Origin of the sequence: Spiribacter onubensis, assembly GCF_040838425.1 — a bacterium.
Taxonomy (GTDB): domain Bacteria; phylum Pseudomonadota; class Gammaproteobacteria; order Nitrococcales; family Nitrococcaceae; genus Spiribacter; species Spiribacter onubensis.
This window is the reverse complement of the sequence record NZ_JBAKFI010000003.1, coordinates 257,962-280,796: the sequence shown is the minus strand read 5'-3', so window position 1 is coordinate 280,796 and position 22,835 is coordinate 257,962. Positions and strand designations below refer to the sequence as shown.

Sequence of the window (22,835 nt, the reverse complement as noted above, 5' to 3'; positions counted from 1 at the left end):
GCGCAGGCCGCAAGAGCAAACGGAGGTCCCATGGCCCACGAATTCAATCCCGGCATGGCACGGGAGATGGTCGAATCCGACTGGCAGGACAGCATCCTCCCAGCGCTGCAGGACTTCATCCGGATCCCGGCCAAATCGCCGGCCTTCGACGCTGAATGGGCGCGGAATGGCCATATCGACGAGGCCGTCGCACTTGCCGAGGACTGGTGTCGGCGCCAGGCGCCGGCAGGCAGTCGCGTCGAGGTGATCCGGCTGGCCGGGCGCACGCCTGTTCTGTGGGTGGATATCCCCGGTACCGGCGCCGGCGAGACCCTGCTCTACGGGCATCTCGACAAGCAGCCGGAGGCCAGCGGGTGGGACGCCGACAAGGGTCCCTGGCAGCCCGTCATCGCGGATGATCGCCTCTACGGCCGCGGGGCGGCCGACGATGGCTATGCCCTGTTCTCCTCACTCGAGGCAGTGCGTCTGCTCCACGAACAGGGCGTTCCCTGCCCCCGCTGCATGTTGCTCATCGAGTGCGCGGAGGAAAGCGGCAGCCCCGACCTGCCCGCCTACCTCGCGCATCTCGCCGGGCCCATCGGCGATCCGGGCCTGGTGGTCTGCCTCGACTCCGGCTGCGCCAACTATGACCAGCTCTGGGTGACCACCTCGCTGCGGGGGATGGCCGCCGGCGACCTGACTGTGCGGGTACTGGATCAGGGTGTGCACTCCGGCGACGCGGGCGGCGTCGTGCCGTCCAGCTTTCGGATTGCGCGGGCATTGCTGGAACGCCTTGAGGATTCGGCGACCGGGGATATCCGACTCCCGGCACTGCAGGCCGACATCCCGGACGAGCGCCGGGAGCAGGCCGCACTGGCCGCCGCCGTGGTCGGTGACGCACTGGCCGGGAAATTCCCCTGGGCCGGCGGCACCCGCGCCAACAGCCATGATGCTGAGACGCTCATACTCAACCGTACCTGGCGGCCGGCGCTGGAAGTCATCGGTGCCAGTGGTCTGCCGGAGAGCAGCGAGGCCGGCAACGTCCTGCGACCGGAGACCACGCTGAGGCTGTCGCTGCGCCTGCCACCCACCGTGGACGGCGATGCCGCCGGCCGGGCAGTGGCCGAGGCACTGACCCATGAGCCGCCACAGGGTGCCGAGGTCAGTTTCCGGGCCGCCGGCGGTGCCAATGGATGGAATGCCCCGTCCTTCTCCGGCTGGCTCGGCGACAGCCTCGCCCGCGGCTCAGAAAACTGGTTCGGCAAGCCCGCCGTCTTCATGGGCGAAGGCGGCAGCATTCCCCTGATGAACCTGCTCGGCGGGCAGTTCCCGGCGGCCCATTTCCTCGTCACCGGCGTGCTCGGGCCAGGTTCCAATGCCCATGGCCCGAACGAATTCCTCCATCTGCCCATGGCCCGGCGCCTCTGCGGCGTGGTCGCCGAGGCACTGGCGGCGCAATCCGCCGCCGGCTGAACCGGCGGACCTCACCAGGGAATCGGCGCGCCATCCCAGGCGAAAAAGCCACCGGAGTCGGCCGGCCCGGCACTGTCGATGCACTCGAGGAGCTTGCCGGCGGCGAAATCCGGACTGAACAGCTTTCCTTCCGGCACGCGTCCCTGAAAGGGTTCGGACAGGCCGGTGTCGGTGGTGCCGGGATGCAATGCGAGACAGATCACCCGTTTTGCCCGGCGCCCGCATTCGATGGCCAGCCCGCGGGTGAACATGTTCTGGGCGGCCTTGCTGGCACGGTAGCTGTACCAACCACCCAGCCGGTTATCGCCAATGCTGCCCACCCGGGCCGAGAGGCTGGCGAATACCGCTCGCTCGCGGTGATTGAGCAGCGGGAGGAAGTATCGTGCGATCAGCGCCGGTGCCAGCGTGTTGACACGATAGTTCCGCAACATCGCCTCCGGGGTAATGTCCTCGAGACGCTTTTCGGGCCAGATATCCGCCTCCCGGTCGTGGAGGAACCCGAAGGCGTTGATCAGCAGGTGAAGCCTTGAATCGATGTCGCCGATGTGACGGGCGAGATCAGCGATGCTCTGCTCGTCGAGGATGTCCACCGCCACGGGTGCCAGACGATCGCCATAGGCCTCGCCGAGTGCCACGAGATCCGGGTTCCGCGGCGAGCGGGTCGCCGCCCAGACCCGCCCGACCCGGCTTTCCGCCAGCAATCGGCGCACAAAGGCATGACCGATACCGCCACCGGCCCCCACAACCAGGGCGGTGGATTCAGGGCTCAGCGTATCCATCAAACTACTCCTAAAGCCGCGCTACAATGGGGGTCATGTCCCCGCCGCTCATACAGCCGACGGATAAGGGTCTCTACTGTGCCGCCGGCGATTTCTACATTGATCCCTGGCGCCCGGTCTCCCGCGCCGTGATCACGCATGCCCATGCCGACCATGCTCGTGCCGGCAGCGACCAGTACTGGGCCGCCAGCCCGGGCCTGGGCCTGCTGCGCCGCCGCCTGGGCCCGAACGGACTGATCCATGGTGTCGACTATGGCGCACCACTGCAGTTCGGTCCGGTGGCCGTCAGTCTGCATCCGGCCGGTCATATCCTGGGCTCGGCACAGGTGCGCGTCGAATACCGCGGCGAGGTCTGGGTCGCCTCGGGCGACTATAAACGCGACGCCGACCCGACCTGCGCGCCCTTCGAGCCGCTTGCCTGCGACACCTTCATCACCGAGGCCACCTTCGCCCTGCCGGTCTATCGCTGGCCGCCGGTGGCATCGGTCGCCCGGGACATCCATGACTGGTGGCATCGCAACGCCCGGCAGGGACGCACCACGATGCTCTTCTCCTATGCCCTGGGCAAGGCCCAGCGGCTGCTGGCCGCATTGCCAGCGGAACACCCCGGCCCGATCTACCTGCATGGCGCCGTCGCTCCGCTCACCCAGGATTATCGGGATGCCGGCGTCGACCTGCCGCCCACCCGCATGGTCAGCGAAGCCCCGAAGGAAGAGGACTACGGCAGCAGCCTGGTCATCGCACCGCCCAGCGCGGCCGGTTCCACCTGGATGCGACGGTTCCGCAAGCCGGTCACCGGGTTCGCCTCCGGCTGGATGCGGATCCGTGGCAACCGCCGCCGGCGCGGCCATGACCGGGGTTTCGTCATCTCCGACCATGTCGACTGGCCCGGCCTGCTGCAGACCATCCGCGATACCCGCGCCCGCCAGGTGCTCACCACGCATGGCCGCGCGGATGAACTGGTGAGATACCTCAATGAACTGGGTCTGCAGGCCCGCCCGCTGGCCACACTCTATGGTGATGACGAGGACAACGCCTGATGCAGGAATTCGCAGCGCTATTCCGGGAACTGGATGAACAGCGCGGCACGAACGCCAAGGTGGCGGCCATGGCGGACTACTTCTCGACGGTCGAGGCCGCCGACGGCGCCTGGGCCGTCTATTTCCTGAGTGGCCGGCGCCTGAAGCGGCTGATCGGACCGATGCAGCTGCGCCAGTGGCTGGCGGATGTGAGCGGACTGCCGGGCTGGCTCGTGGAGGAAACCCATGAGCATGTCGGGGATCTCGCCGAGACGATCGCATTACTGCTCCACGGGTCTGGAGATGCCGGGCTGACCGATGACCGAGGGCTGGCCGTCTGGCTGGAGGAAGAGATCCAGATCCTGCGCGAGCTCGACGACGACGCGCGTCGGCAACGGGTCACCGCGGCATGGCAGCGGCTGGAGGAGAGCTCGCGTTTTCTCTACAGCAAGCTACTCACCGGCGCCCTGCGCGTGGGCGTCTCCCAGACGCTGGTCGAACGGGCCCTGGCCCAGGCCAGCGGCCAGCCCCGGCCGGTGATCGCCCATCGGCTGATGGGCCAGTGGACGCCGGATGGCGATTTCTTTCGAGGCCTCTTCGACGAACGCTCCGGCCGGGAGGATGCCTCGCGGCCCTACCCGTTTTTCCTCGCCCATCCGCTGGAGGATGATCCGGCGGAAGCGCTCGGCGCCATCGACGGCTGGCAGCTGGAGTGGAAATGGGACGGTATCCGCGCGCAGCTGGTTCGGCGGGCGGATGCGGTGCACCTGTGGTCCCGCGGCGAATCCCTGATCACCGAGACCTTCCCCGAGATCGAACAGGGCGCCGCACAGCTCCCGCCGGACACGGTTATCGATGGCGAAATCCTCGCATGGAAAGAGACGGTGCTGCCCTTTGCCCAGCTCCAGCGCCGGCTGGGACGCAAACGGGTCAGCCAGCGCTTCATGCGCGAGGTGCCGGTGCGGCTGCTGGCCTACGATCTGCTTGAGGCGGACGGTCGGGACCTGCGTGACATACCCCTTGAGCGCCGGCGGAGCTGGCTGGAGGAGCTGATGACCGGGATCGAGACGCCGCTGATGATCTCGCCGCGCATCGAGTCCGATAGCTGGAGCGATCTCGCCGGTCTGCGCGAGCAGTCCCGTGACCGGGGGGTGGAAGGGATCATGCTCAAGGGCCGCGATACCGCCTACGGCACCGGGCGCCCCCGCGGCCCGTGGTGGAAGTGGAAGATCAGCCCACTGACTCTTGATGTCATTCTGCTGTACGCCCAGCCGGGGCACGGCCGCCGGGCCAACCTGTATACCGACTACAGCTTCGCCGTGCCGGATGGCGAGCGTCTCGTGCCCATCGCCAAGGCCTATTCCGGACTGGATGATGCCGAGATCCGCCGGCTCGACCGATGGATCCGCCGCCATACCCGGGAACGCTTCGGGCCGGTCCGCTCGGTGGAACCGGTCCAGGTGTTCGAACTCGCCTTCGAGGGCATCGCCCCCTCGTCGCGTCATAAATCTGGTCTGGCTCTGCGCTTCCCGCGGATCGCACGCTGGCGTGAGGATCTGGGCCCCGGAGACGCCGATACGCTGGCACAGGCGAAGGCCCTGCTACCGTGAGCGAGAACCCGCAGGCCCGGCTGACCGAGTGGTTCACCTCTCATGGCTGGCAGCCCGAGGCGTTTCAGCTGGAGGCCTGGGCGGCCTATGGTCGTGGTGAGAGTGGGCTGATCCACTCCGCGACCGGGTCCGGCAAATCCCTCGCCGCGTGGGGCGGTCCACTGATCGAGGGCGTCGGCGAGGCGGACGGCAACGACCGCCGTGGCGGCCTGCGGGTGCTCTGGATCACGCCGCTGCGGGCGCTCGCCGGCGATACCGTCAACAACCTGGACGCTGCCGCCGCGGGCGTCGGCCTGGACTGGCGGGTGGAAAAACGCACGGGTGATACCAGCAGCGGTGCCCGTGCCCGGCAACGGCAGCACCCCCCAGAGGCCCTGGTGACGACGCCGGAGAGCCTGTCGCTGATGCTTTCCTATCGCGATGGCGCGCGGCAGTTCCGGAATCTGCGCGCCGTCGTGGTCGATGAATGGCATGAGCTCATCGGCACTAAGCGGGGTGTGCAACTGGAGCTCTGCCTGGCCCGGTTGCGGCGGCTGGCGCCAGGGCTTCGAACGTGGGGGCTCTCGGCGACACTGGGTAATCTTGAGGAAGCACGCGACTGCCTGCTCGGCGACGACAGTGCCTCGGGGCGGCTCATCCAGGGTCCTCCGTCGCGCCCCATCGACATCCGCACCCTGCTGCCAGCGGCCGGCACACGCTTTCCATGGGCCGGTCATCTCGGGACCCAGCTCCTCGACGACGTCATCGAGGTACTGGAGGCCCCCCAGAGCTGCCTGCTCTTCACCAACACCCGCTCCCAGGCGGAGCTGTGGTTTGAGTCCCTGCTCCGCACCCGGCCGGATTGGCTGGAGGGCCTCGGCCTGCACCATGGATCCATCGATCGCAGCCTCAGGCAGCGCATCGAGGCGGGCCTCGCGGCCGGTGCGTTCCGCTGCGTGGTCGCCACCTCCAGTCTCGATCTCGGCGTGGATTTCTCCCCGGTGGATCAGGTCATTCAGGTGGGCAGCCCCAAAGGGGTTGCGCGTCTGGCCCAGCGGGCCGGCCGCAGCGGCCATCAGCCCGGCCGCGACAGCCGCATCCTCTGCGTGCCCACCCATGCCCTGGAACTGGTCGAGATTGCCGCGGCCCGGCGGGCCTGGGCCGCCGGCGAGGTGGAAGCCCGGCGCCCTCTGGTGCAGAGCCTGGATGTGCTCGCTCAGCACCTGGTGACACTGGCGACGGGCGATGGCTTCGAACCCGATGCCCTGCTGAATGAGGTCCGCACGACGCATGCCTATGCCGGACTGGGTGACGATGCCTGGCAGTGGACGCTGGAATTCGTGACGCATGGGGGGCCGGTGCTGGAGGCCTACCCCGACTTCCAGCGGGTCGTCCAGGGTAGCGATGGCGTCTATCGGATCGCCGGCCGTGCCCAGGCCAGCCGCCATCGGATGAGCATCGGCACGATCACCAGCGATGCCGCCATCGCCGTTCGCTATCAGGGCGGCGGGCATATCGGCACGATCGAGGAAAGCTTCATTGCCCGGCTCAAGCCCGGCGATGCCTTTCTCTTCGCCGGGCGAAGCCTCGAGCTGATCCGGGTCCGCGACCTGACCGCGTTCGTCAAGCGCGCGGGCGCCAGGCGCCAGGCGGTACCGCGCTGGCAGGGCGGCCGGCTGCCGCTGTCGACGGCGCTTGCCAGCCGTGTGCTCGAACTGTTCTCGGAGGCCGCCGATGGCCATTGTCGCGAGCCCGAGATGGCGGCCATCCAACCGCTGCTTGAGATCCAGTCGAACTGGTCATCGCTCCCCCGCCCGGGACAACTGCTGATCGAGCGCACGCGATCGCGGGAAGGTCAGCATCTCTTCGTCTACCCCTTTGCCGGCCGACTCGCCCATGAGGGCCTGGCGACACTGACCGCCTGGCGGCTCGGCCAGCAGAGCCCGGCGACCTTCAGCCTCTCGGTCAATGACTATGGTTTCGAGCTGGTTGGCGAGTCATTGCCGCCTCTGGATGAGGCGGAATGGCGGACACTTTTCTCCGCGGACGGCCTGGTGGATGACCTGCTCGCGGGCATGAACGCCAGCGAACTCGCCCGCCGCCAGTTCCGCGACATCGCCCGGGTCGCCGGCCTGATCTTTCAGGGCTACCCCGGGCGTGGAAAAACCGCGCGGCAACTGCAGGCATCCAGCGGACTGATCTTCGACACCATCAACCGCTACGATCCCGACAACCGGTTGCTCGACCAGGCCCGGCGCGAGGTCCTGGATAGCGCTCTGGAGATCGATCGGCTTCGTAGCGCCCTGCAGGCCATCGCCCGTGCCGGGCTGGTGGTTCACGAAACGGAGCGTTTCACGCCCCTCGCCTTTCCCCTCTGGGCCGAGCGGCTGCGCAACCGGTTGACCACGCAGCGCTGGCAGGACCGCGTGGCGAAGATGGTCGCCCAGCTCGAGCGTGCGGCCGACCGCACATGAGCGAACAGACCCTCCAGATCGGCCGGCATACGCTGCAGCTGCTCCCCGAGCGTGCGGTCTACTGGCCGGCACTGTCCGCGTTGCTTCTGGCTGATCTGCATCTGGGCAAGGCGGCCGCCTTCCGTCGGGCGGGCCTTGCCATTCCCGAGGGTGACACCGCCGCGAGCCTGCAACGGCTGGATGCCCTGATCACGAACTGGCAGCCCCGGGAGATCATCCTGCTGGGCGATATCCTACATGTGCGGCTGGGAAGCGACCCGGCCCTGCATCGGCAGATCCTTGACTGGCGGGTCCGGCATGGCGCTATCACGATGACGGCAATCATCGGCAACCATGACCGGGAGCTCCGGCGACTGGAACCGGCTCTGGACTGTTACGAGGAAGGCATCGAACGCAGCGGGGTGGTGCTGCGACATCACCCGCCAGAGGGAGGCATCGACAGACCCTGGATCGCCGGCCACTGGCACCCGGTGGTCCGGCTCGACGCCGGTGGCGACAGCCTGCGGCTGCCGGCGTTCATACAAGAGTCCGGTGACGGTCTGATCCTGCCGGCCTTCGGTGGCATGACCGGCGGCGCCCCGGTGACCGCCCGTCGCGGCCGGTCCCGCTACGTCACCAGTGGTGAAGCCGTTCTCGCGGTGGACGCATATCAGCCGGCGGACTGAGTGGACTGCCCACGGGCAAGCCACAGCCACCGCAGCACCCAGACCCAGCCCATGATCATGGTCACGCCGCCGAGGGGCGTCACCGGACCCAGCCACCAGGGGCCTCCAAGGCTGAGCCAATAGATGCTGCCGCTGAAAAGGACGCAGCCTGCGCCCAGCAGGAATGCGGCATGGCCGCGGATCTGCCCCGCCGGCAGACGGTCGGCGATTGCTCCCAGTACAAAGAGCGCCAGGCCATGGACCAGCTGGTATTGCACGGCGGTCTGCCAGGCGGCACGCGTGGCCGGGGCCAGGTCTTCGCCCAGACCATGAGCGCCGAAAGCCCCCAGGACCACGCCCGACCCGAGCAGCAGCACACCGGCAACCATGCTCGGGAACCCCTCGATCCTGCCGTTTCCCTGCATCATCGATTTCCTTCAGACAAAAAAAAGCCGACGCTGAGGCCGGCCAAGAGGAGGAGAGAGAGAAAACCATGTGTTGCGGCGCAGTATATCACTATCCTGAGGATATCCATCAATTCCCGCGCTGCTCAGTCGCTGTGCTTGACACGCATCAATCCCGCTTTCTCCAGGCGGGTCAACCGCTCATCAGTCCGCCGCAGCAGTTCGAGGATTTCTTCGCGCTCAAGGTGCGCCTTTGCCTCGGTTTCGGCGCGACGCTCATCCTCTTCTTCCCAGTGCGCTGATTGCATCGTGTTGACAATGATACCAATGAAAAGGTTCAGAATCGTGAACGCGGTCACGAGAATGAACGAAACAAAGTACAGCCAGGCGAACGGATAAGCCTCCATCACCGGCCGGGCGATGCCCATGGACCAGCTCTCGAGGGTCATCACCTGGAACAGGGTGTACATGGAGCGGCCGAGCGTGCCGAACCATGCCGGAAACCGGGCCGCGAAAAGCTCGGTGCCCATCACGCCGAAGATGTAGAAGACCAGCCCGAGCAGGAAAACGATCCACCCGATGCTGGGGATGGCCGATATCAAGGCCTCGACGAGCAGGCGCAGGCGACGGACTGTGGATAGCAGACGCAGCACGCGGAGTATGCGCAGGGAGCGGAGAATGCTGAGCGGCCCCGCGGAGGGCACCAGCGCGATGCCTACGATGATGAAGTCGAACAGGTTCCAGCCGCTGCGGAAAAAGCGTGGCCCCCAGGCGAAAAGCTTGATGGCGATCTCCAGGGCGAATACGCCGACGATCACCGCCTCGATTCCCAGGATCCAGCCACCCGCCGCCGTCATGACGCTCTGCGATGTGGCCAATCCCAGCAGGACCGCATTAAGGACAATCAGGACGATGATGGTGTTATGCGGCAGAGGCGACTCAATCCACCGGCCAGCGGTCTCGCGCAGATCCTGTAACCGTTGCATGGTCAGCCTCTCCCGCCGGAACCCGAGTCCGCCGCCAATTGCTCACGCAACCGCATGGCCTGCTCGCGGATGGCTGCGCGCTGGGCTTTGCTCTTGCGATGCAGGTTGCGGTACTGGAACTGCAGCCGGCGATTATGCCCCAGCCGCTCCTCATGGCGGTCGAGGAACTCCCAGTAAAACGTGGTGAAGGGGCAGGCCCGCTCCCCGGTGGCCTGGCCGTGATCGTAGCGGCATTGTCCGCAGGCGTTACTCATGCGGCTGATGTATGCACCGCTGGCGCAATAGGGCTTGGTCCCCACCACGCCCCCGTCACCGAACTGGCTCATCCCCAGCGCATTGGGCAGGCTCACCCAGTCCACGGCATCCAGATAGAGCGCCATGTGCCACTCGTGGAAGGCGTAGGGATGCGCGCCATAGAGCTGGGCGAAAAGGCCGAGCACCATCAACCGCTGGATATGATGCGCATAGCCATGACGGAGCACCGCGGCCATGGCGTCCGCCACGCAGGCCATTTCGGTCTCACCATCCCAGTAGAAAGACGGCAGCCGCTCGTGGTGATCCAGCGCATTGCCCTCGGCATAGTCCGGCATCTTCAACCAGTAGATACCGCGGATGAACTCCCGCCAGCCAAGGATCTGGCGGACGAATCCCTCCACGGCGTTGAGCGGCGCCTCACCGCGATGATAGGCCGCCTCAGCCCGCTCCAGGCAGTCACGCGGATCCAGCAGATGCAGGTTGAGCGATGTCGACAGCCGTGCATGGTAGAGCAGCGGGTCACCCACCCAGATGGCGTCCTGCCAGGTCCCGAAGCGGGGCAGCCGATACCGGATGAAGTCGTCCAGCGCCCGCTGCGCCTGATCCGGCGTCACCGGCTGGTCGAAATCCCGGGCATCTCCCGGGTGGTCGCCATAGCGCTCGAGCACACGGTCGATCACCTCGCGGGTCGTGGTATCAGGCTGGAAGCGCGGATGTGGCGGCAGCTCACCCGGCCCGTCCCTGCCAAAGGCGGCGCGATTATCCTTGTCGAAATTCCAGGCACCGCCCGCCGGTTGATCACCTTCCATGAGCACGACATGACGCTTGCGCATGCTGCGGTAGAAATACTCGAGCGTCAGGCTCTTGCGCCCCGCTGCCCAGCAGGCGAAGGACTCCCGGCTGGCCAGGAAATGGCTGTCCCGTCGCCAGTCCAGTGTTGCCCCCGACGCGCGCACGGCATCCTGCAGGCCGTGCTCGATGCCCCAGTCACCGGCCTCCATCATGACAACGGTGTCCGGCTGCAGGTGCGCGATATCCGCGCGCAGGTGATCGGCCAGGCCCTGATCCGATGAACCGACCGGCGCATCTTCGATGCACCGGTAACGCACGTTGATGCCGCGTGCCCGCAGTTCGTCGCGGAGGTGTCGCATGGCGGAGAAGAAAAGGACAAGGCGCTGCTGATGGACAGGACCGCGCTCGGCCTCGGCCACCGCCTCGGTCATCCAGACCGTATCCCGGGCGGCATCGAGACCGTCCAGCAGCGGTCCCCGACGATCGAGCTGGTCACCAAGGACCACGATCAGGCGCTGACCGGCACTCATTCCGCCCGCACCTCGCGCATCGGCGGCACAAGCAGGGACGGATCAATACGCTGATCGAACCAGTTCATCCGCCAGTCCAGATGGGCGCCGGTCACCCGGCCCGTGGCCCCTACTTCGGCAACGATATCGCCCTGTCGAACCCGCTCACCGGGCTCCACCAGGATCCGTGACAGGTGCAGGAAACTCGAGGAGAGCCCCTGGCCGTGATCGATGATCAGCGTTCCGCCGGAGAAGAACAGATCCTCTGCCGCCAGCGTCACCACGCCATCCGAGGGGGCGGCCACCGGCGTGCCGGTCGCCCGGGCGATATCAATGCCGTAGTGCGGCTGCCGCGGTTCCCCGTTGAGGATGCGCTGGCTGCCGTAGATGCCCGAGATGGGCCCGGTGACCGGCCATATCCAGCCGGCGTCGAAATGGCGCTGGTCAATCCGGCGGCTGCGGGCCTCCCTCACCCGGGCCGCATCCTCGCGGATCCGTGCCAGCGTCTGCGTGTCGGGACTGACCTGATTCTGCGGCAGCCCGTCGATACGCTGAATATCATAACGCCGCGGCTCCACCGACAGCGCATGCTCGCGGGTCGTGCCGTCGCTGAGGGTGACCCGGACCATCACGGTCTCCGGTGCATCGCGACCAAGCCCCAGCAGAAAGCGCCCGGTGGCATCCATCGGGATGGCCCGGCCGAGCGCTTCCACCCGGGCGCCGGGCTCGACCTGCCCCGCCAGCAGACCACCCTGACGCTGAGGGCCACTCACCTCGAGCGCCTGCACCATACCGGCGAGGCCAAGCAATGCCGACAGTACGGCGGTTCGGATGCCATTGACGGCCATGCCATCGCCTCCTTCAGGCAGCGGATTTAACCGCCGTCATCATGTAATTGACCGTCAGGCTACGCGTGTAGCGAAAACGGCGGGTGATCGGGCTCACGGCCACGCCGGTCTGGTGAACCACCTCAAGGCCGCTGTCGGCGAGCGGACCCCGGACCTCGGCGGGCCGCCGCAGCTTGCGGTACTGATGCGTGCCCCTCGGCAGCCAGCGCAGGATGTACTCGGCGGCGAATATGGCAGTCAGCCCGGCCAGCGGCGTGCGGTTGATGGTGGCCACGAACATCACGCCACCGGGCCGCAGCTGTCGGGCACAGGCATGGAGAAACCCCGGTAGCCCCTCGACATGCTCCACCACCTCCATGTTGAGCACCGCATCATAGCCGCCGGATGGTGCCTCATGCGCCTCCACGGTTTCGCACCGATAGTCGATGACGAGCCCTGATGCCTCGGCGTGGTCCTCGGCGATGGCGATATTCCGGGCCACCGGGTCGATGCCGGTCACCCGCGCCCCCAGCCGTGCCATGGACTCGCTGAGTATGCCGCCACCGCAGCCGATATCGAGGATGGAAAGGCCCTCGAGCGGCTGATGACCGTCATCCAGATGAAAGTGTTCGATCAGGCGTGTGCGAAGGTATTGGACACGGAAGCGGTTGAGGCCATGGAGGGGCCAGAAGGGCCCGTCCGGGTCCCACCAGGTCGCGGCGAGACGGTCGTAGTGGGCCATCTCGCGGGGGTCGGTGCTCTCGCTCGGGGAGTGTTTCATGCGGAAAGGATAGTCGGCAGCGATGAATGCCGGCAAATGCCGCCCCTCGGTGGATCCTACCTCGCCCGCCCGACTGCCGCATGCGCCCGCCGGCAGCGCGGACAGAGCCCTTCCAGCTCAATGGTCTGATCCACGAGGGCAAACCCCAGGTCCGAGGCCCGCGAATCCAGCAGTGACTGGACATCGGGATCATCCATTTCCGCCACGGCATGGCAGCCCCGGCAGATGAGGAACTGCCCGGCATGCCGGTGCCCGGGGTGGCCGCAGCCCACGTAGGCATTCATCGAAGCCAGACGATGCACCAGGCGTTCCGCCATGAGGAAGTCCAGCGCCCGATAGACGGTTGGCGGCGCAGCGGATGCGGAATCGGCCCGCAGCCGCGCCAGCAGATCATAGGCCTTGACCGGCTGGTGACTGTCCCAGATCAGTTCGAGCACGCGTCGGCGAAGCGGCGTCAGACGACGCCCCCGAGCGGCGCAGAGCCGCTCGGCTTCAGCCAGCGCCTGGTCGATGCACTGCTGATGATCATGCCCCTCGCCCGGGAATGGACTGACCACTGTCTGGTCGGAGCAATCGTTATCAAGTGGGTCACGCATCGGCATGGGCTCCTGTTGGTCCCGTCAAGCCTAAGCCCATCGGCCGATGCGTGAAACCCCGATCCGGTCTCAGTGCTTGACCGGAATACGCCGGCTGTGAGCTTCCTTCTGCTTGCCAATGGTCACGGTGAGCACACCGTTGTCACCCTTCGCCTCGATGGCATCGGGATCGGCATCATCCGGCAGTGCGAAACGCCGATAGAACACGCCATGGGAGCGCTCCAGCCGACGCGCGCCGTGCTCTTCCCTGCTCGACTCGTAATGCCGCTCACCCTGGATGCTCAGCATGCCGTGCTCCATGGTGACCTCGATATCACTGGGCTTGACGCCCGGGATATCGGCCTCGACTTCGTAGTGGTCCGCCGCCTCCCGGATATCCACCGCCGGCACCCACTGGCTGGTCTCCACCGTGGAGCCATCCGGCGTGGTCGTGGCCCAGGGCGACTCGAAGAAACGGTTCAGTTCGCGATGGAGGTCAAAAAGGCCTCCCATGGGACGATAGGGTTTGAGATCCATGTCGCTACCTCCTGAGATCAGTGGTTTGAATGTCCTATTCATCCCTCCCTCAGTGCAGATCTGTGGCTACCCTTCCCCGTTTTCAAGACACCGGCGGATCTGCCACCCGATTTCTGAGATAGACGGGGTCGAGACGATGACCCGGCACCCCTCCGCCCTTGGCAAACTGGCGGCTCGCCAGGATCATGCCCGCCCCCATGTCCGGGATGCAGTCGGCTCCCACCGAATGGAGTCCGACCATTGAGGCCAGATCGGGATAGGCCTCAAAGCCACTGCCCGCACCGAACCACTCGCCGGTCGGGAGGCTGACCGGGGCCGGCGGGCCCAGCCATTCCAAATCCACCGGGACGGTCGTCCCCGGCACGCCCGCCTGATGACGGAAGAGGCCGCCGTAGACTTCACCCATGCGCGCATCGAGAAGGGCCAGGACGCCGGCACCGCGGCGCTCCTGTCGGATCGCCGTCTCAGCGAGGACCTGCAGCGTCGACAAGGGCACCACCGGCCGGTCCAGCCCAAGGGCCAGGCCCTGCGCAACACCCACACCAATGCGGACGCCGGTGAATCCGCCGGGTCCTCGGGTACAGGCGATCGCGTCCACCGCCGTCCGGGCCACACCTGCCTCGGCCAGCAACTCCTCGGCAAGGGCGAGCAGCAGTGCGGCATGGCCCTTGCGCTGCCGTTGCAGCCGGGTCTCCACCGTATCGCCTACGGCAAGGGACACGGAGCAGGTGCCGGTGCTGGCGTCGAGACCCAGCAGGATAGGGAAAGATGTCATGGTTCAGCCTCGGGTTCGGGGGCTTCCGGCGTCTCCGCCTCAAAGTTGAATTCGAGCTGGACCTCCTCGTAGCGCGGATCCAGCCCACCGGCATACACCCCTTCCCGCGGGACGACCCGGTAGGTCGCCGGCTCGCCCACGGGAATGGGTGGCCCGACCTGCTGGCGTAGCCAGGCGAAACCACCCAGCAAAAGCCCAGCGCCGGCAACGGTCCAGAAGAGGCCGGGGGCACCGATGATCGCCATCAGCTGAGAGGCGATCAGCGGGCCGGCGATCATGCCCACCCCATGGACCAGCAGAAGGCTTGCGCTGGCGCCGAGCATCTGGCGCGGCTCGAGGAAGTCGTTGGCGAGGGACAGGGAAATCGGATAAAGGGTAAAGGCGAGGCCGCCCCAGAGCACACCGAGCGCGATGATGGCCAGTTCGCTGCGACCGGTGGAGAAGACGATGGCGAGGCTGCAGGCCATCATTGAGAAGCTCACCCCCATCAGCACATCACGACGGTTGAACCGGTCGGAGAGGTGACCGATCGGCCACTGCAGCAGAAACCCCCCCAGGATACTCAACCCCATCAGCAACGCGATGCCGGCATCGCTGAACCCGGTGCCACGGGCATAGACCGGCGCCAGACCGAGGAAAGCCCCGTTGATCGCGCCCGCCAGCGCCGAGCCGACCACGCCCAGGGGCGAAGCGTCGAACAGGCGCCGCAGCCCCACCCGCTCGACGACGGGAAGCTCCGGGGACGTGATACGGGTAATGGTGACCGGCACCACCGCCGCGGCAATCAGCATCGCCGCGAGGCTGAACAGTTCAAAGCTCCCGGCGCGGCCGGTCAGCAACAGGAACTGACCACCACCGAGGCCGACGTAACTGACAATGCTGTAGACACCAAGGACCTGGCCTCGCCGTTCACTGGGCGTTCGGTCGTTGAGCCAGCTCTCGGTGACCATGTACAGGCCGGCGAGACTGAACCCGTAGACCAGGCGCATGGCGGCCCAGAGCCACGGCTCGATCAGCAGCGGGTAGACCAGCGTACTGATTGCCGCCATGGCCGCGAAGGCCGCGAAGCTGCGTATATGCCCGACCCGCGAGATGATGCCCGCACAGACCCGGGTCGCCATGACAAAACCCACCGAGTAGCAGGCCGTGACCACGCCGATGATATCGGTGGCGAAGGCCTCCTCGGACATGCGCACCCCCACCAGCGTGGTCAACAGACCGCCGCCGGTGAGCAATAGACCGAATGAGGCGAACAGCGCGATGAAGGGCGACAGCGTGTGATGCATGAGGAATACCGGAGCCGGGCGTGGGCGAACACCCCGCCAACGCCGAGAGGATAGTCCACGATGCGGCCCTTGACTACGTTTTTATTGGCGGTTTTCGCATGGGCATTGCTAAGATCGCTGCCGTTGTTCAGGCGGATCATCAGGAGGCACGATTGACCGACGAGGAAATCCCCGACCAGGGCATCCGGCTGCGCTCACCGCGCGCTGACGAGGGGGGCGCTATTTGGGCCGTTGCCCGTGACACGGGCACGCTCGACCTCAACTCGAGCTATCTGTACATGCTGCTGGCGCGGGATTTCGCGGACACCTGCGTGGTCGCCGAACACGACGGCAGGATCGTCGGCTTTGCCAGCGGTTACCGGCGCCCGCGCCATCCCGAAGTTGTCTTCCTCTGGCAGGTGGGGATCCGCCCTGGGCTGCAGGGCAAGGGGCTCGGCAAGCGCCTGATCGCTGCTTTCCTGCGCCAGCCGGGTGCAGACCGTGCCAGCCTTCTGGAGACCACGATCGCACCGGAGAATGACGCCTCCCGGGCCCTGTTCCAGTCGATGGCAAGGGAGCTTGACGCCGAATGCCGGATCAGCCCCTGCTTTGCCGCGGAGGACTTTCCCGAGCCGGGTCATTCGGCGGAGGAACTGTTCACCATTGGTCCCTACCGGCCATCGGCACTCAACCGACTCGCACCATAAGGAAAACTGCAATGAAGATCGTTGACGTTGACGACATCAAGGGCTCGGATCGCGAAGTCACCGGCCCCGGCTGGACCAGCCGCCGACTGCTGCTGAAAAAGGACGGGATGGGCTTTTCCTTCCACGAGACCATCATTCCCGCCGGCGCGGAAATGACCCTCTGGTACAAGAATCACCTGGAGGCGGTGTACTGCGTCTCCGGCAACGGCAGCGTCGAGGATCTCGCCACCGGCGAGGTGCATGAGATCCGCGACGGCGTCCTCTATGCCCTCGACAAGCATGACCGGCATACGCTGCGTGGCGGAACCGAGGACATGCGGCTGATCTGTGCGTTCAACCCGCCGGTCACGGGTCGCGAAACCCACGATGCCGACGGCTCCTACGAGCTCGTCGAGGACTGATCCGCGAAGAACGCCTCGACGGGTCCGAGATCACGGACCAGCGGCATGGGCGGCAGGCTTTTGCGAAAGAGCCTGCCGTACGACTTGCCGAGAATCCGGGTATCGCCGAGAACGAGTACGCCCCGGTCACTGACATCGCGGATCAGGCGCCCGACGCCCTGCCGGAGGCCGATGACGGCCTCCGGCACCTGGTACTCGCCAAACGGGTTCCGGCCCTGCTCCCGCAACCAGGCGACCCGGGCCTGCAACACCGGGTCGCCCGGCGAGGCGAACGGCAAGCGGTCGATCATCACGCAGGACAGTGCCGGGCCACGGACATCGACGCCCTCCCAGAACGACTGCGTGCCCAGCAATACAGCGCCGGGCGTTTCCCGGAAGCGCTCCAGCAGCTGTTTCGGTGCCGCCTCGCCCTGCACCAGAAGGCCCGACCAGTCCCTCGCTCGCAGCCAGTCCGCCGCCTGCCGCAGGGCACGGTGGCTGGTGAAAAGCAGGAAAGCCCGACCACCGCTCGCCTTCAGTACCGGCTCCATGGCATTCAGATAGGCCTCGTTGAACCCCGGGTCCTTGGGCTCGGGCAACGCGTCGGGGACATAGAGCAGGGTGTTCGAGGCGTAGTCGAAGGGACTGTCGAGTCGCAGCGTCTCCGCCGAATCGAGCCCGAGGCGCCTCTGGAAATGGTCGAATCGCCCGTCCACCGCGAGCGTCGCCGATGTCATGATCCATGCCCGGCCATGGCGCTGCCGGCTGGCCTCGAAGTGCTCGGCGACATCCAGCGGGGTCAGGCGCAGGGCAAACCCCTGGCCGCGTGTCTCCACCCAGCCGACCCGGCTGCTGTCGGCATCGTCGGACAGGAATGTCCGCAATGCCGTGCGCAACTCATCGCTTCGTCGATGACAGTTCTCCAGGCCACGGCCACGCACTGCCTGAGGTGCCAGCACCTCGACGAGATGGTCCACGGCTTCGGCAAGTTCCCGCGCGGCCTGCGCAGCCTGAGGCCCGACCTCGACCCATGCGACTCGCAGCGAATCGCCAAGCGCAAGCCGCAGCTCGGCCGTGCAGCGTTCGACGACGCCGGCCTGCTCCGAGAGGGCCCCGGAATCAGCGGCCTCTCTCTGCTGCTCGAGGCGTGTATCGCGGACAAGATCCTGAAGCTGGCGACTGGATACCGTCACGCCGAAAAAGCGCGCGGCGGTCTCCGGCAGCTGATGGGCCTCGTCGAGGATCGTCACGTCGGCCGCCGGCAGGACCTCGCCGAAACCACCTTCGCGCAGGGCCCAGTCGGCCATCAGCAAATGATGGTTGATCACCACCACATCCGCCTCCTGTGCCTCGCGCCGTGCCTCCATGAGAAAGCAGTCGGCGTACAGCGGACAGTTCTGCCCCAGACAATTGTCCGCCGTAGAGGTCACCCGTGGGAGCAGGCGCCCGTCAATGGCCCCCAGCGGCGCTTCGGCAAGATCGCCGCGGCGCGTGGTTCCGGCCCAGGCGCGCAGCCGCTGTAACTGGTCGGCCATTTCACGGCTCTCCAGACGACCGGCCTCCAGCGTGCGCTCCATGCGATACGGACAGAGATAATTGCCCCGCCCCTTCAGCAGCGCAGTCCGCACCGGCCGGTCCAGTGCGGCACAGGCAACAGGAAGGTCACGATGGAAGAGCTGATCCTGGAGCGTACGCGTGCCGGTCGAAATGATGACCCGCCGGCCCGATTGCAGAGCCGGGATCAGATAGGCGAGCGTCTTGCCAGTGCCGGTACCGGCCTCCACGACGAGGGTCTTCTCCTGCTCGATCGCATCGGCGACCGCACGCGCCATGGTGAGCTGCTCGGGCCGAGGTGCGTAGCCCGGCAATACCGCGGCCAGTGGTCCGTCGGCGGCAAGCGCCCCTTCCAGCACAGCGGATGCGGTCATGCGGCGATCGGGCGCCGCCGGGCGGCCTCGTTGACGATAATGCCGAGGCCGGCAATGCCGATGTAGGCGAACAGCGTCCAGACCGGGATGCTCAAACCGAGGACATAGTCGACCTCGGCACATTCACCGGAGCCCGACAGCACCATATCGACCACCTCGGTCAGCGGAAACGCGTCCAGCAGATAGTCAAGCCCCGGCCCGCAGGCGGGCACCTGGTCCGCCGGCAGGGACTGCAGCCAGAGGTGTCGCCAGGCCAGTCCGATGCCGGCGAGCCCCGCCAGCCCCGTCAGCCCGGCGGCCAACCGACCCGGGATGAACACACCGAGCAGCAATGCCGCCCCCATGGCCAGGAAGGCAACGCGCTGGAAGACGCAGAGCGGGCACGGCTCCATGCCGCCGATCGCCTCCAGCGACACGGCGATGGCCACGAGCGCGAGACAGGCCAGCGAGAGCAGCAGGTTCAGGCGCCGTGGGTGTCGGGCAAGCCCGTGCATCATGGTCACGTCGCGATTGCCTCCCGGCGAGCGTTAGATCGGATCACCTGCATGGCAGGCAGTTTGCCGGTTACGACGTCGCCTCGCCAGCCCGCCCCGACGGGCGTTAATGTACGGATATGGAAATCCCCACGCTTGAAAACCGCTACCCGACCCACCTGCCCGACGACGGCTTCCGGAGATGCCAGCCAGCACCCGCCGCCGATCCGGCGCTGTTGCTGTGGAATGGCGATCTGGCCGCGGAACTGGGCATGGGAACCGAATGGCCCGACAACCCGGACGCGGGTCGCCTTTGGACCGGCACGGAGCTGCCCGGGGGCAGCGTGCCAATCGCACTCGCCTATGCCGGGCATCAGTTCGGCCGACCGGTCCCCCGACTGGGTGACGGTCGCGCGGTTGTGCTCGGGCAGCTGACTGACCGTGCCGGCCAGCGCCATGACCTCCAGCTCAAGGGGTCGGGCCCGACCCCCTTCTCGCGGGGCGGGGACGGTCGCGCGGCACTGGGCCCGGTCCTGCGCGAATTCGTGGTCAGCGAGGCCATGCATACCCTGGGCATCCCCACCACCCGGGCACTGGCCGCGGCGACGACCGGCGAGACGGTCCAGCGGCAGTTCGGCCCGGAACCGGGAGCCGTGCTCACCCGGGTGGCGGCGAGCCATCTGCGCTTCGGCAGTTTCGAGTACTACGCCCATCGCGGCGATACCGCGGGCCTTCGATGCCTCGCGGATACCGCCATCCGCTGGCACTTCCCGGCGTTGCGGGCGCAGCCCGCGCCGATGCGCTATCTGGCATTGCTGCGCGCGGTCATGGAACGCACCGCGGCACTGGTCAATGAATGGCTGCGGGTCGGCTTCATCCATGGCGTGATGAACACCGACAACATGACCCTCAGCGGGGAAACGCTGGACTACGGTCCCTGCGCCTTCATGGATCATTTCCGGCCCGATCGCGTTTACAGCTCGGTCGACCGGGATGGTCGCTATGCCTGGAACCAGCAGCCACGGATGGCACATTGGAACCTCGTCCGGCTCGCCGAGTGCCTGCTGCCATTGGTGGATGAAGAGGATGACGCCGCAGTGGAGGCCGCCGAGGCCGTCCTGGGCGAGTATGCGGATCTGTTCGCCATCGGCCACAGCCACATGCTGGCCCGCAAGCTCGGGCTGGCTGGCACGGAGGACGCCCCCGGGGGCTCAGGCACGGTGGAGTCCGAGCTCGGGGAGCGAATGCTGGCCTTCATGGCGCGGCACGGGGCGGATTTCACCAACACCTGGCAATTGCTCCTGAAAGCACCGCCTGACGACCACGACCAAAGGATGCGTGTGCGCGAATGGTTCGACCATGACGAAGAGGTGGACGCCTGGATGGCCGAGTATGGAGCCCGTCTGCATGCGCTGGGGATTGATGAAGCGGTCCGCGTGCGCCGCATGACGGCCGCAAACCCGGTCATCATCCCACGCAACCACCGCGTCGAAATGGCCCTGGAGGCCGCCCGGGAGGGTGACCTGGCGCCGATCCGACGGCTGATTGACGCCCTGCGGACTCCCTACCGGTCGCCATCGGGCTTTCCGGAACTGACGCTGCCGCCTGAACCCCGGGAGATCGTTCCGGCCACCTTCTGCGGGACCTGAGGCATGCGAACCCCCCTCGCATCGCAGAGGCGCATGGTCCAGTCACTGCTCACCGACCCGTCGGTGCTGGACCATGGGCCGGCGAGTTGCATTGAGACGCATTTCTCCTGGGTCATCCTGACCCGACGTTTTGCGTTCAAGCTCAAGAAGGCCCTGGACGAACCACTACTGCACCATGAAACACCCCGTGACCGGCGGTTGGCCTGCCAGAGCGAGGTGCATCTCAACCGGCGGCTGGCCGCCGACGTCTACATTGGCGTGATCGGGCTCTGTGGCGACGCCAAAGGGAGACTCGATCGGTGCCGCGACGGGACGGTGGAGGCGGATGAATACCTGGTGAAGATGGTGCGTCTGCACGAGCGCCAGAACCTGCAGTGGCAGATTCGGCATGGTCGCCTCGATCCCGCCGATCTGGATGCGCTGATCGATCTCCTGGCCGGCTTCTACCGGCGCTCACCGCCGGAGTGGCTCTCGCCGCGGGCACACTGGCAACGCATGCAGAGACAGGTCGGCGAAGAGATCGGGGAACTGGCAAGGCATTCCATCCGACCCCCGGGCCTCAGCCTCGACAATCTGGGGGCGGCGCTGCGGCGGCTTGGCGGGGAACTGCGGCAGCTCATCGAGGAACGGGTCCGAACGGGCCACATCCACGAAGTCCATGGCGATCTGCGCCCGGAACATGTCTACTTCGCGGGCGCGCCGATGGTCATCGACTGCCTGGAATTCTCACGGCCGCTGCGCCTCCAGGATCCGCTTGAGGAAATCGCCTTCCTGGCCATGGAATGCGAGCGCATGGGGGCCACAGAGGCGGCTCACCGGCTACGGACCCGGTTCGCCCGGACATATGATGAGGACTCGCCGGCCGGCCTCTGGCATTTCTACGCCGCCCGTCGCGCGCTCCTCTGGGCCGTCCTCGCCATCCGTCACCGCAGTCACTCGGATGCCCGTGGCGAGAACGACTGGTATGACCGGGCGGGCGACTACCTGGCGCTGGCCGAAGGCCACCTGAACCGCCTCACGCCTGAGCGGAACGGGCACTGATCAGCCGTCGGCGATCGCCCTGGCCAGAATGGGCCCGGCCGGGACCAGAGCGAGGCGGTCGCCCATCGCGTCATCGGCTGCGCTGGCGGCCGCAAGCGTATCGGTGACGTAGATCCGATCCATCGGGGCGGCACCGAGAGTCGCCATGGCATCTCCGGTGAAAAGGCCATGAGTCGCCACGGCCAGCACCCGATCGGCACCGGCCTGTCGACATGCATTGGCCGCCCGGGCCAGCGTGCCACCGGTGCTGATCATGTCATCGATCAGGACGGCCGTCGTTCCGGCCACCTCTCCCACCAGGGTGTCTCCGCTGACCTCACCGGCGCTTCGTTTTTTCTCCATGAACGCCAGCCGCGGCCGGGTGCCCATGCGTTCCGCAAGAATCTCACGAAAGCGCTCGGCGCGCTTGTATCCCCCGGCATCGGGCGAGACCACGGTCATCGCCGCCGGGCGATCGGTCTCGAGCAGTGCCTGAGCCAGCCATGGGCCGGCCTCGACGTTACGGACCGGGACGCGGAACGCATTCTCGAAGGCCGCCGGATTATGCACATCGAGGGTGTCAACACGATCGACACCGGCAGCCTCCAGCAACTGGGCAACATAGCGGGTTGCCACGGGGTCCAGCGGCTTCGTGCGACGATCCTTGCGCGCATAGGCCAGATACGGCAGGACCGCCGTCACCCGGGCGGCGCGGTGATCCCGAAGCTCAGCGAGCAGGAAGAGTGTCCGGACCAGACGGTCGTTGACCGAGTAACCGTCATGGCCGTGAAGCGACTGCAGGACATAACAGTCGCCGCCGGCGACCGGCTCGAGCAGGCGAGTCTTGTGCTCACCATCCTCGAAATCCCGCTCCTCCAGGGCATCGAGTTCGATGCCCAGGTGCCCGGCGACCGCAACGGCCAGATCGGTCTGACCGGCAGGGGCGAAGAGGCGGATGGCTGCGCTGGTCATGTCCGCAGGTTACCCATCAAGGGCCGTCGGGGCCAGTCGGAGC

Annotated in this window: 22 protein-coding genes; 9 read left to right on the top strand and 13 right to left on the bottom strand. The window is 66.7% G+C overall.

Going from position 1 to position 22,835, the window contains the following annotated elements:
* Positions 1–30: 30 nt before the first annotated feature.
* Positions 31–1,452: a M20/M25/M40 family metallo-hydrolase gene (locus V6X63_RS07500; RefSeq protein ID WP_367978535.1), complete on the top strand. Its 1,422-nt coding sequence runs from the start codon at positions 31–33 to the stop codon at positions 1,450–1,452.
* An 11-nt stretch (positions 1,453–1,463) separates the two neighbouring features.
* Here V6X63_RS07500 and V6X63_RS07495 read toward each other — a convergent pair whose 3' ends face one another.
* A complete protein-coding gene (locus V6X63_RS07495) occupies positions 1,464–2,231 on the bottom strand; it encodes an SDR family NAD(P)-dependent oxidoreductase (RefSeq protein WP_367978534.1) in 768 nt (255 codons plus the stop codon).
* Positions 2,232–2,266: 35 nt separating this feature from the next.
* On the opposite strand from V6X63_RS07495, the gene V6X63_RS07490 reads away from it, so the two are divergent.
* The 4 genes from V6X63_RS07490 to pdeM are packed head-to-tail and all read left to right on the top strand — an operon-like array spanning position 2,267 to position 7,978.
* Positions 2,267–3,271 (top strand): ligase-associated DNA damage response exonuclease, encoded by a 1,005-nt coding sequence (locus V6X63_RS07490; RefSeq protein ID WP_367966152.1) that lies wholly within the window; start codon positions 2,267–2,269, stop codon positions 3,269–3,271.
* Positions 3,271–4,860 (top strand): ATP-dependent DNA ligase, encoded by a 1,590-nt coding sequence (locus V6X63_RS07485; RefSeq protein ID WP_367978533.1) that lies wholly within the window; start codon positions 3,271–3,273, stop codon positions 4,858–4,860. The genes V6X63_RS07490 and V6X63_RS07485 overlap by 1 nt, the downstream gene beginning before the upstream one ends.
* The gene (locus V6X63_RS07480) at positions 4,857–7,313 is read left to right on the top strand and encodes a ligase-associated DNA damage response DEXH box helicase (RefSeq protein WP_367978532.1); all 2,457 of its coding nucleotides are present in this window, start codon (positions 4,857–4,859) and stop codon (positions 7,311–7,313) included. The genes V6X63_RS07485 and V6X63_RS07480 overlap by 4 nt, the downstream gene beginning before the upstream one ends.
* The gene (gene pdeM / locus V6X63_RS07475) at positions 7,310–7,978 is read left to right on the top strand and encodes a ligase-associated DNA damage response endonuclease PdeM (RefSeq protein ID WP_367966149.1); all 669 of its coding nucleotides are present in this window, start codon (positions 7,310–7,312) and stop codon (positions 7,976–7,978) included. The genes V6X63_RS07480 and pdeM overlap by 4 nt, the downstream gene beginning before the upstream one ends.
* Here the strand turns inward: pdeM and V6X63_RS07470 are convergent.
* The 9 genes from V6X63_RS07470 to V6X63_RS07430 all read right to left on the bottom strand — a co-directional run bounded on the left by V6X63_RS07470 (position 7,963) and on the right by V6X63_RS07430 (position 15,684).
* Positions 7,963–8,385, bottom strand: coding sequence for a DUF423 domain-containing protein (locus V6X63_RS07470; RefSeq protein ID WP_367966148.1), 423 nt, complete (start codon positions 8,383–8,385; stop codon positions 7,963–7,965). The two genes, pdeM and V6X63_RS07470, sit on opposite strands and share 16 nt — an antisense overlap.
* 122 nt (positions 8,386–8,507) lie before the next feature.
* Positions 8,508–9,347 (bottom strand): ion transporter, encoded by an 840-nt coding sequence (locus V6X63_RS07465; RefSeq protein ID WP_367978531.1) that lies wholly within the window; start codon positions 9,345–9,347, stop codon positions 8,508–8,510.
* A 2-nt stretch (positions 9,348–9,349) separates the two neighbouring features.
* A complete protein-coding gene (locus V6X63_RS07460; protein ID WP_367978530.1) occupies positions 9,350–10,924 on the bottom strand; it encodes a cryptochrome/photolyase family protein in 1,575 nt (524 codons plus the stop codon).
* Positions 10,921–11,751, bottom strand: a complete 831-nt coding sequence (locus tag V6X63_RS07455) for a M23 family metallopeptidase (RefSeq protein ID WP_367966145.1) — start codon at positions 11,749–11,751, stop codon at positions 10,921–10,923. The genes V6X63_RS07460 and V6X63_RS07455 overlap by 4 nt, the downstream gene beginning before the upstream one ends.
* A 13-nt stretch (positions 11,752–11,764) precedes the next feature.
* On the bottom strand, positions 11,765–12,511 hold the full coding sequence (ubiG, locus tag V6X63_RS07450; protein WP_367966144.1) for a bifunctional 2-polyprenyl-6-hydroxyphenol methylase/3-demethylubiquinol 3-O-methyltransferase UbiG: 747 nt from the start codon (positions 12,509–12,511) through the stop codon (positions 11,765–11,767).
* A 56-nt stretch (positions 12,512–12,567) separates the two neighbouring features.
* Positions 12,568–13,107 carry a Fur family transcriptional regulator gene (locus V6X63_RS07445; protein ID WP_367978529.1) on the bottom strand — a complete coding sequence of 180 codons (540 nt, stop codon included), beginning with the start codon at positions 13,105–13,107 and terminating at the stop codon, positions 12,568–12,570.
* Between the two features lie 69 nt (positions 13,108–13,176).
* Positions 13,177–13,623 (bottom strand): Hsp20/alpha crystallin family protein, encoded by a 447-nt coding sequence (locus V6X63_RS07440; RefSeq protein WP_367966142.1) that lies wholly within the window; start codon positions 13,621–13,623, stop codon positions 13,177–13,179.
* Positions 13,624–13,705: 82 nt separating this feature from the next.
* The gene (gene tsaB, locus V6X63_RS07435; protein ID WP_367966141.1) at positions 13,706–14,398 is read right to left on the bottom strand and encodes a tRNA (adenosine(37)-N6)-threonylcarbamoyltransferase complex dimerization subunit type 1 TsaB; all 693 of its coding nucleotides are present in this window, start codon (positions 14,396–14,398) and stop codon (positions 13,706–13,708) included.
* A complete protein-coding gene (locus V6X63_RS07430) occupies positions 14,395–15,684 on the bottom strand; it encodes an MFS transporter (protein WP_367966140.1) in 1,290 nt (429 codons plus the stop codon). Before V6X63_RS07430 ends, tsaB begins: the two co-directional genes overlap by 4 nt.
* 20 nt (positions 15,685–15,704) lie before the next feature.
* Between V6X63_RS07430 and ectA the strand changes: the two genes are divergently transcribed.
* Together ectA and V6X63_RS07420 are read left to right on the top strand one after the other, a co-directional pair.
* A complete protein-coding gene (ectA, locus tag V6X63_RS07425; protein WP_367978528.1) occupies positions 15,705–16,370 on the top strand; it encodes a diaminobutyrate acetyltransferase in 666 nt (221 codons plus the stop codon).
* A gap of 11 nt (positions 16,371–16,381) precedes the next feature.
* Positions 16,382–16,771 (top strand): ectoine synthase, encoded by a 390-nt coding sequence (locus V6X63_RS07420; protein WP_367966138.1) that lies wholly within the window; start codon positions 16,382–16,384, stop codon positions 16,769–16,771.
* Here V6X63_RS07420 and V6X63_RS07415 read toward each other — a convergent pair.
* Positions 16,750–18,678 (bottom strand): ATP-dependent DNA helicase, encoded by a 1,929-nt coding sequence (locus V6X63_RS07415; RefSeq protein WP_367978527.1) that lies wholly within the window; start codon positions 18,676–18,678, stop codon positions 16,750–16,752. The genes V6X63_RS07420 and V6X63_RS07415 overlap by 22 nt on opposite strands.
* On the bottom strand, positions 18,675–19,175 hold the full coding sequence (locus tag V6X63_RS07410; RefSeq protein WP_367978553.1) for a disulfide bond formation protein B: 501 nt from the start codon (positions 19,173–19,175) through the stop codon (positions 18,675–18,677). The genes V6X63_RS07415 and V6X63_RS07410 overlap by 4 nt, the downstream gene beginning before the upstream one ends.
* A 116-nt stretch (positions 19,176–19,291) precedes the next feature.
* Between V6X63_RS07410 and V6X63_RS07405 the strand changes: the two genes are divergently transcribed.
* The gene (locus V6X63_RS07405; protein ID WP_367978526.1) at positions 19,292–20,800 is read left to right on the top strand and encodes a protein adenylyltransferase SelO; all 1,509 of its coding nucleotides are present in this window, start codon (positions 19,292–19,294) and stop codon (positions 20,798–20,800) included.
* 3 nt (positions 20,801–20,803) lie between these two features.
* Positions 20,804–21,841 (top strand): hypothetical protein, encoded by a 1,038-nt coding sequence (locus tag V6X63_RS07400; protein ID WP_367966135.1) that lies wholly within the window; start codon positions 20,804–20,806, stop codon positions 21,839–21,841.
* Here the strand turns inward: V6X63_RS07400 and V6X63_RS07395 are convergent, their stop codons facing one another.
* Positions 21,842–22,792, bottom strand: coding sequence for a ribose-phosphate diphosphokinase (locus V6X63_RS07395; RefSeq protein WP_367966134.1), 951 nt, complete (start codon positions 22,790–22,792; stop codon positions 21,842–21,844).
* Positions 22,793–22,835 lie beyond the last annotated feature (43 nt).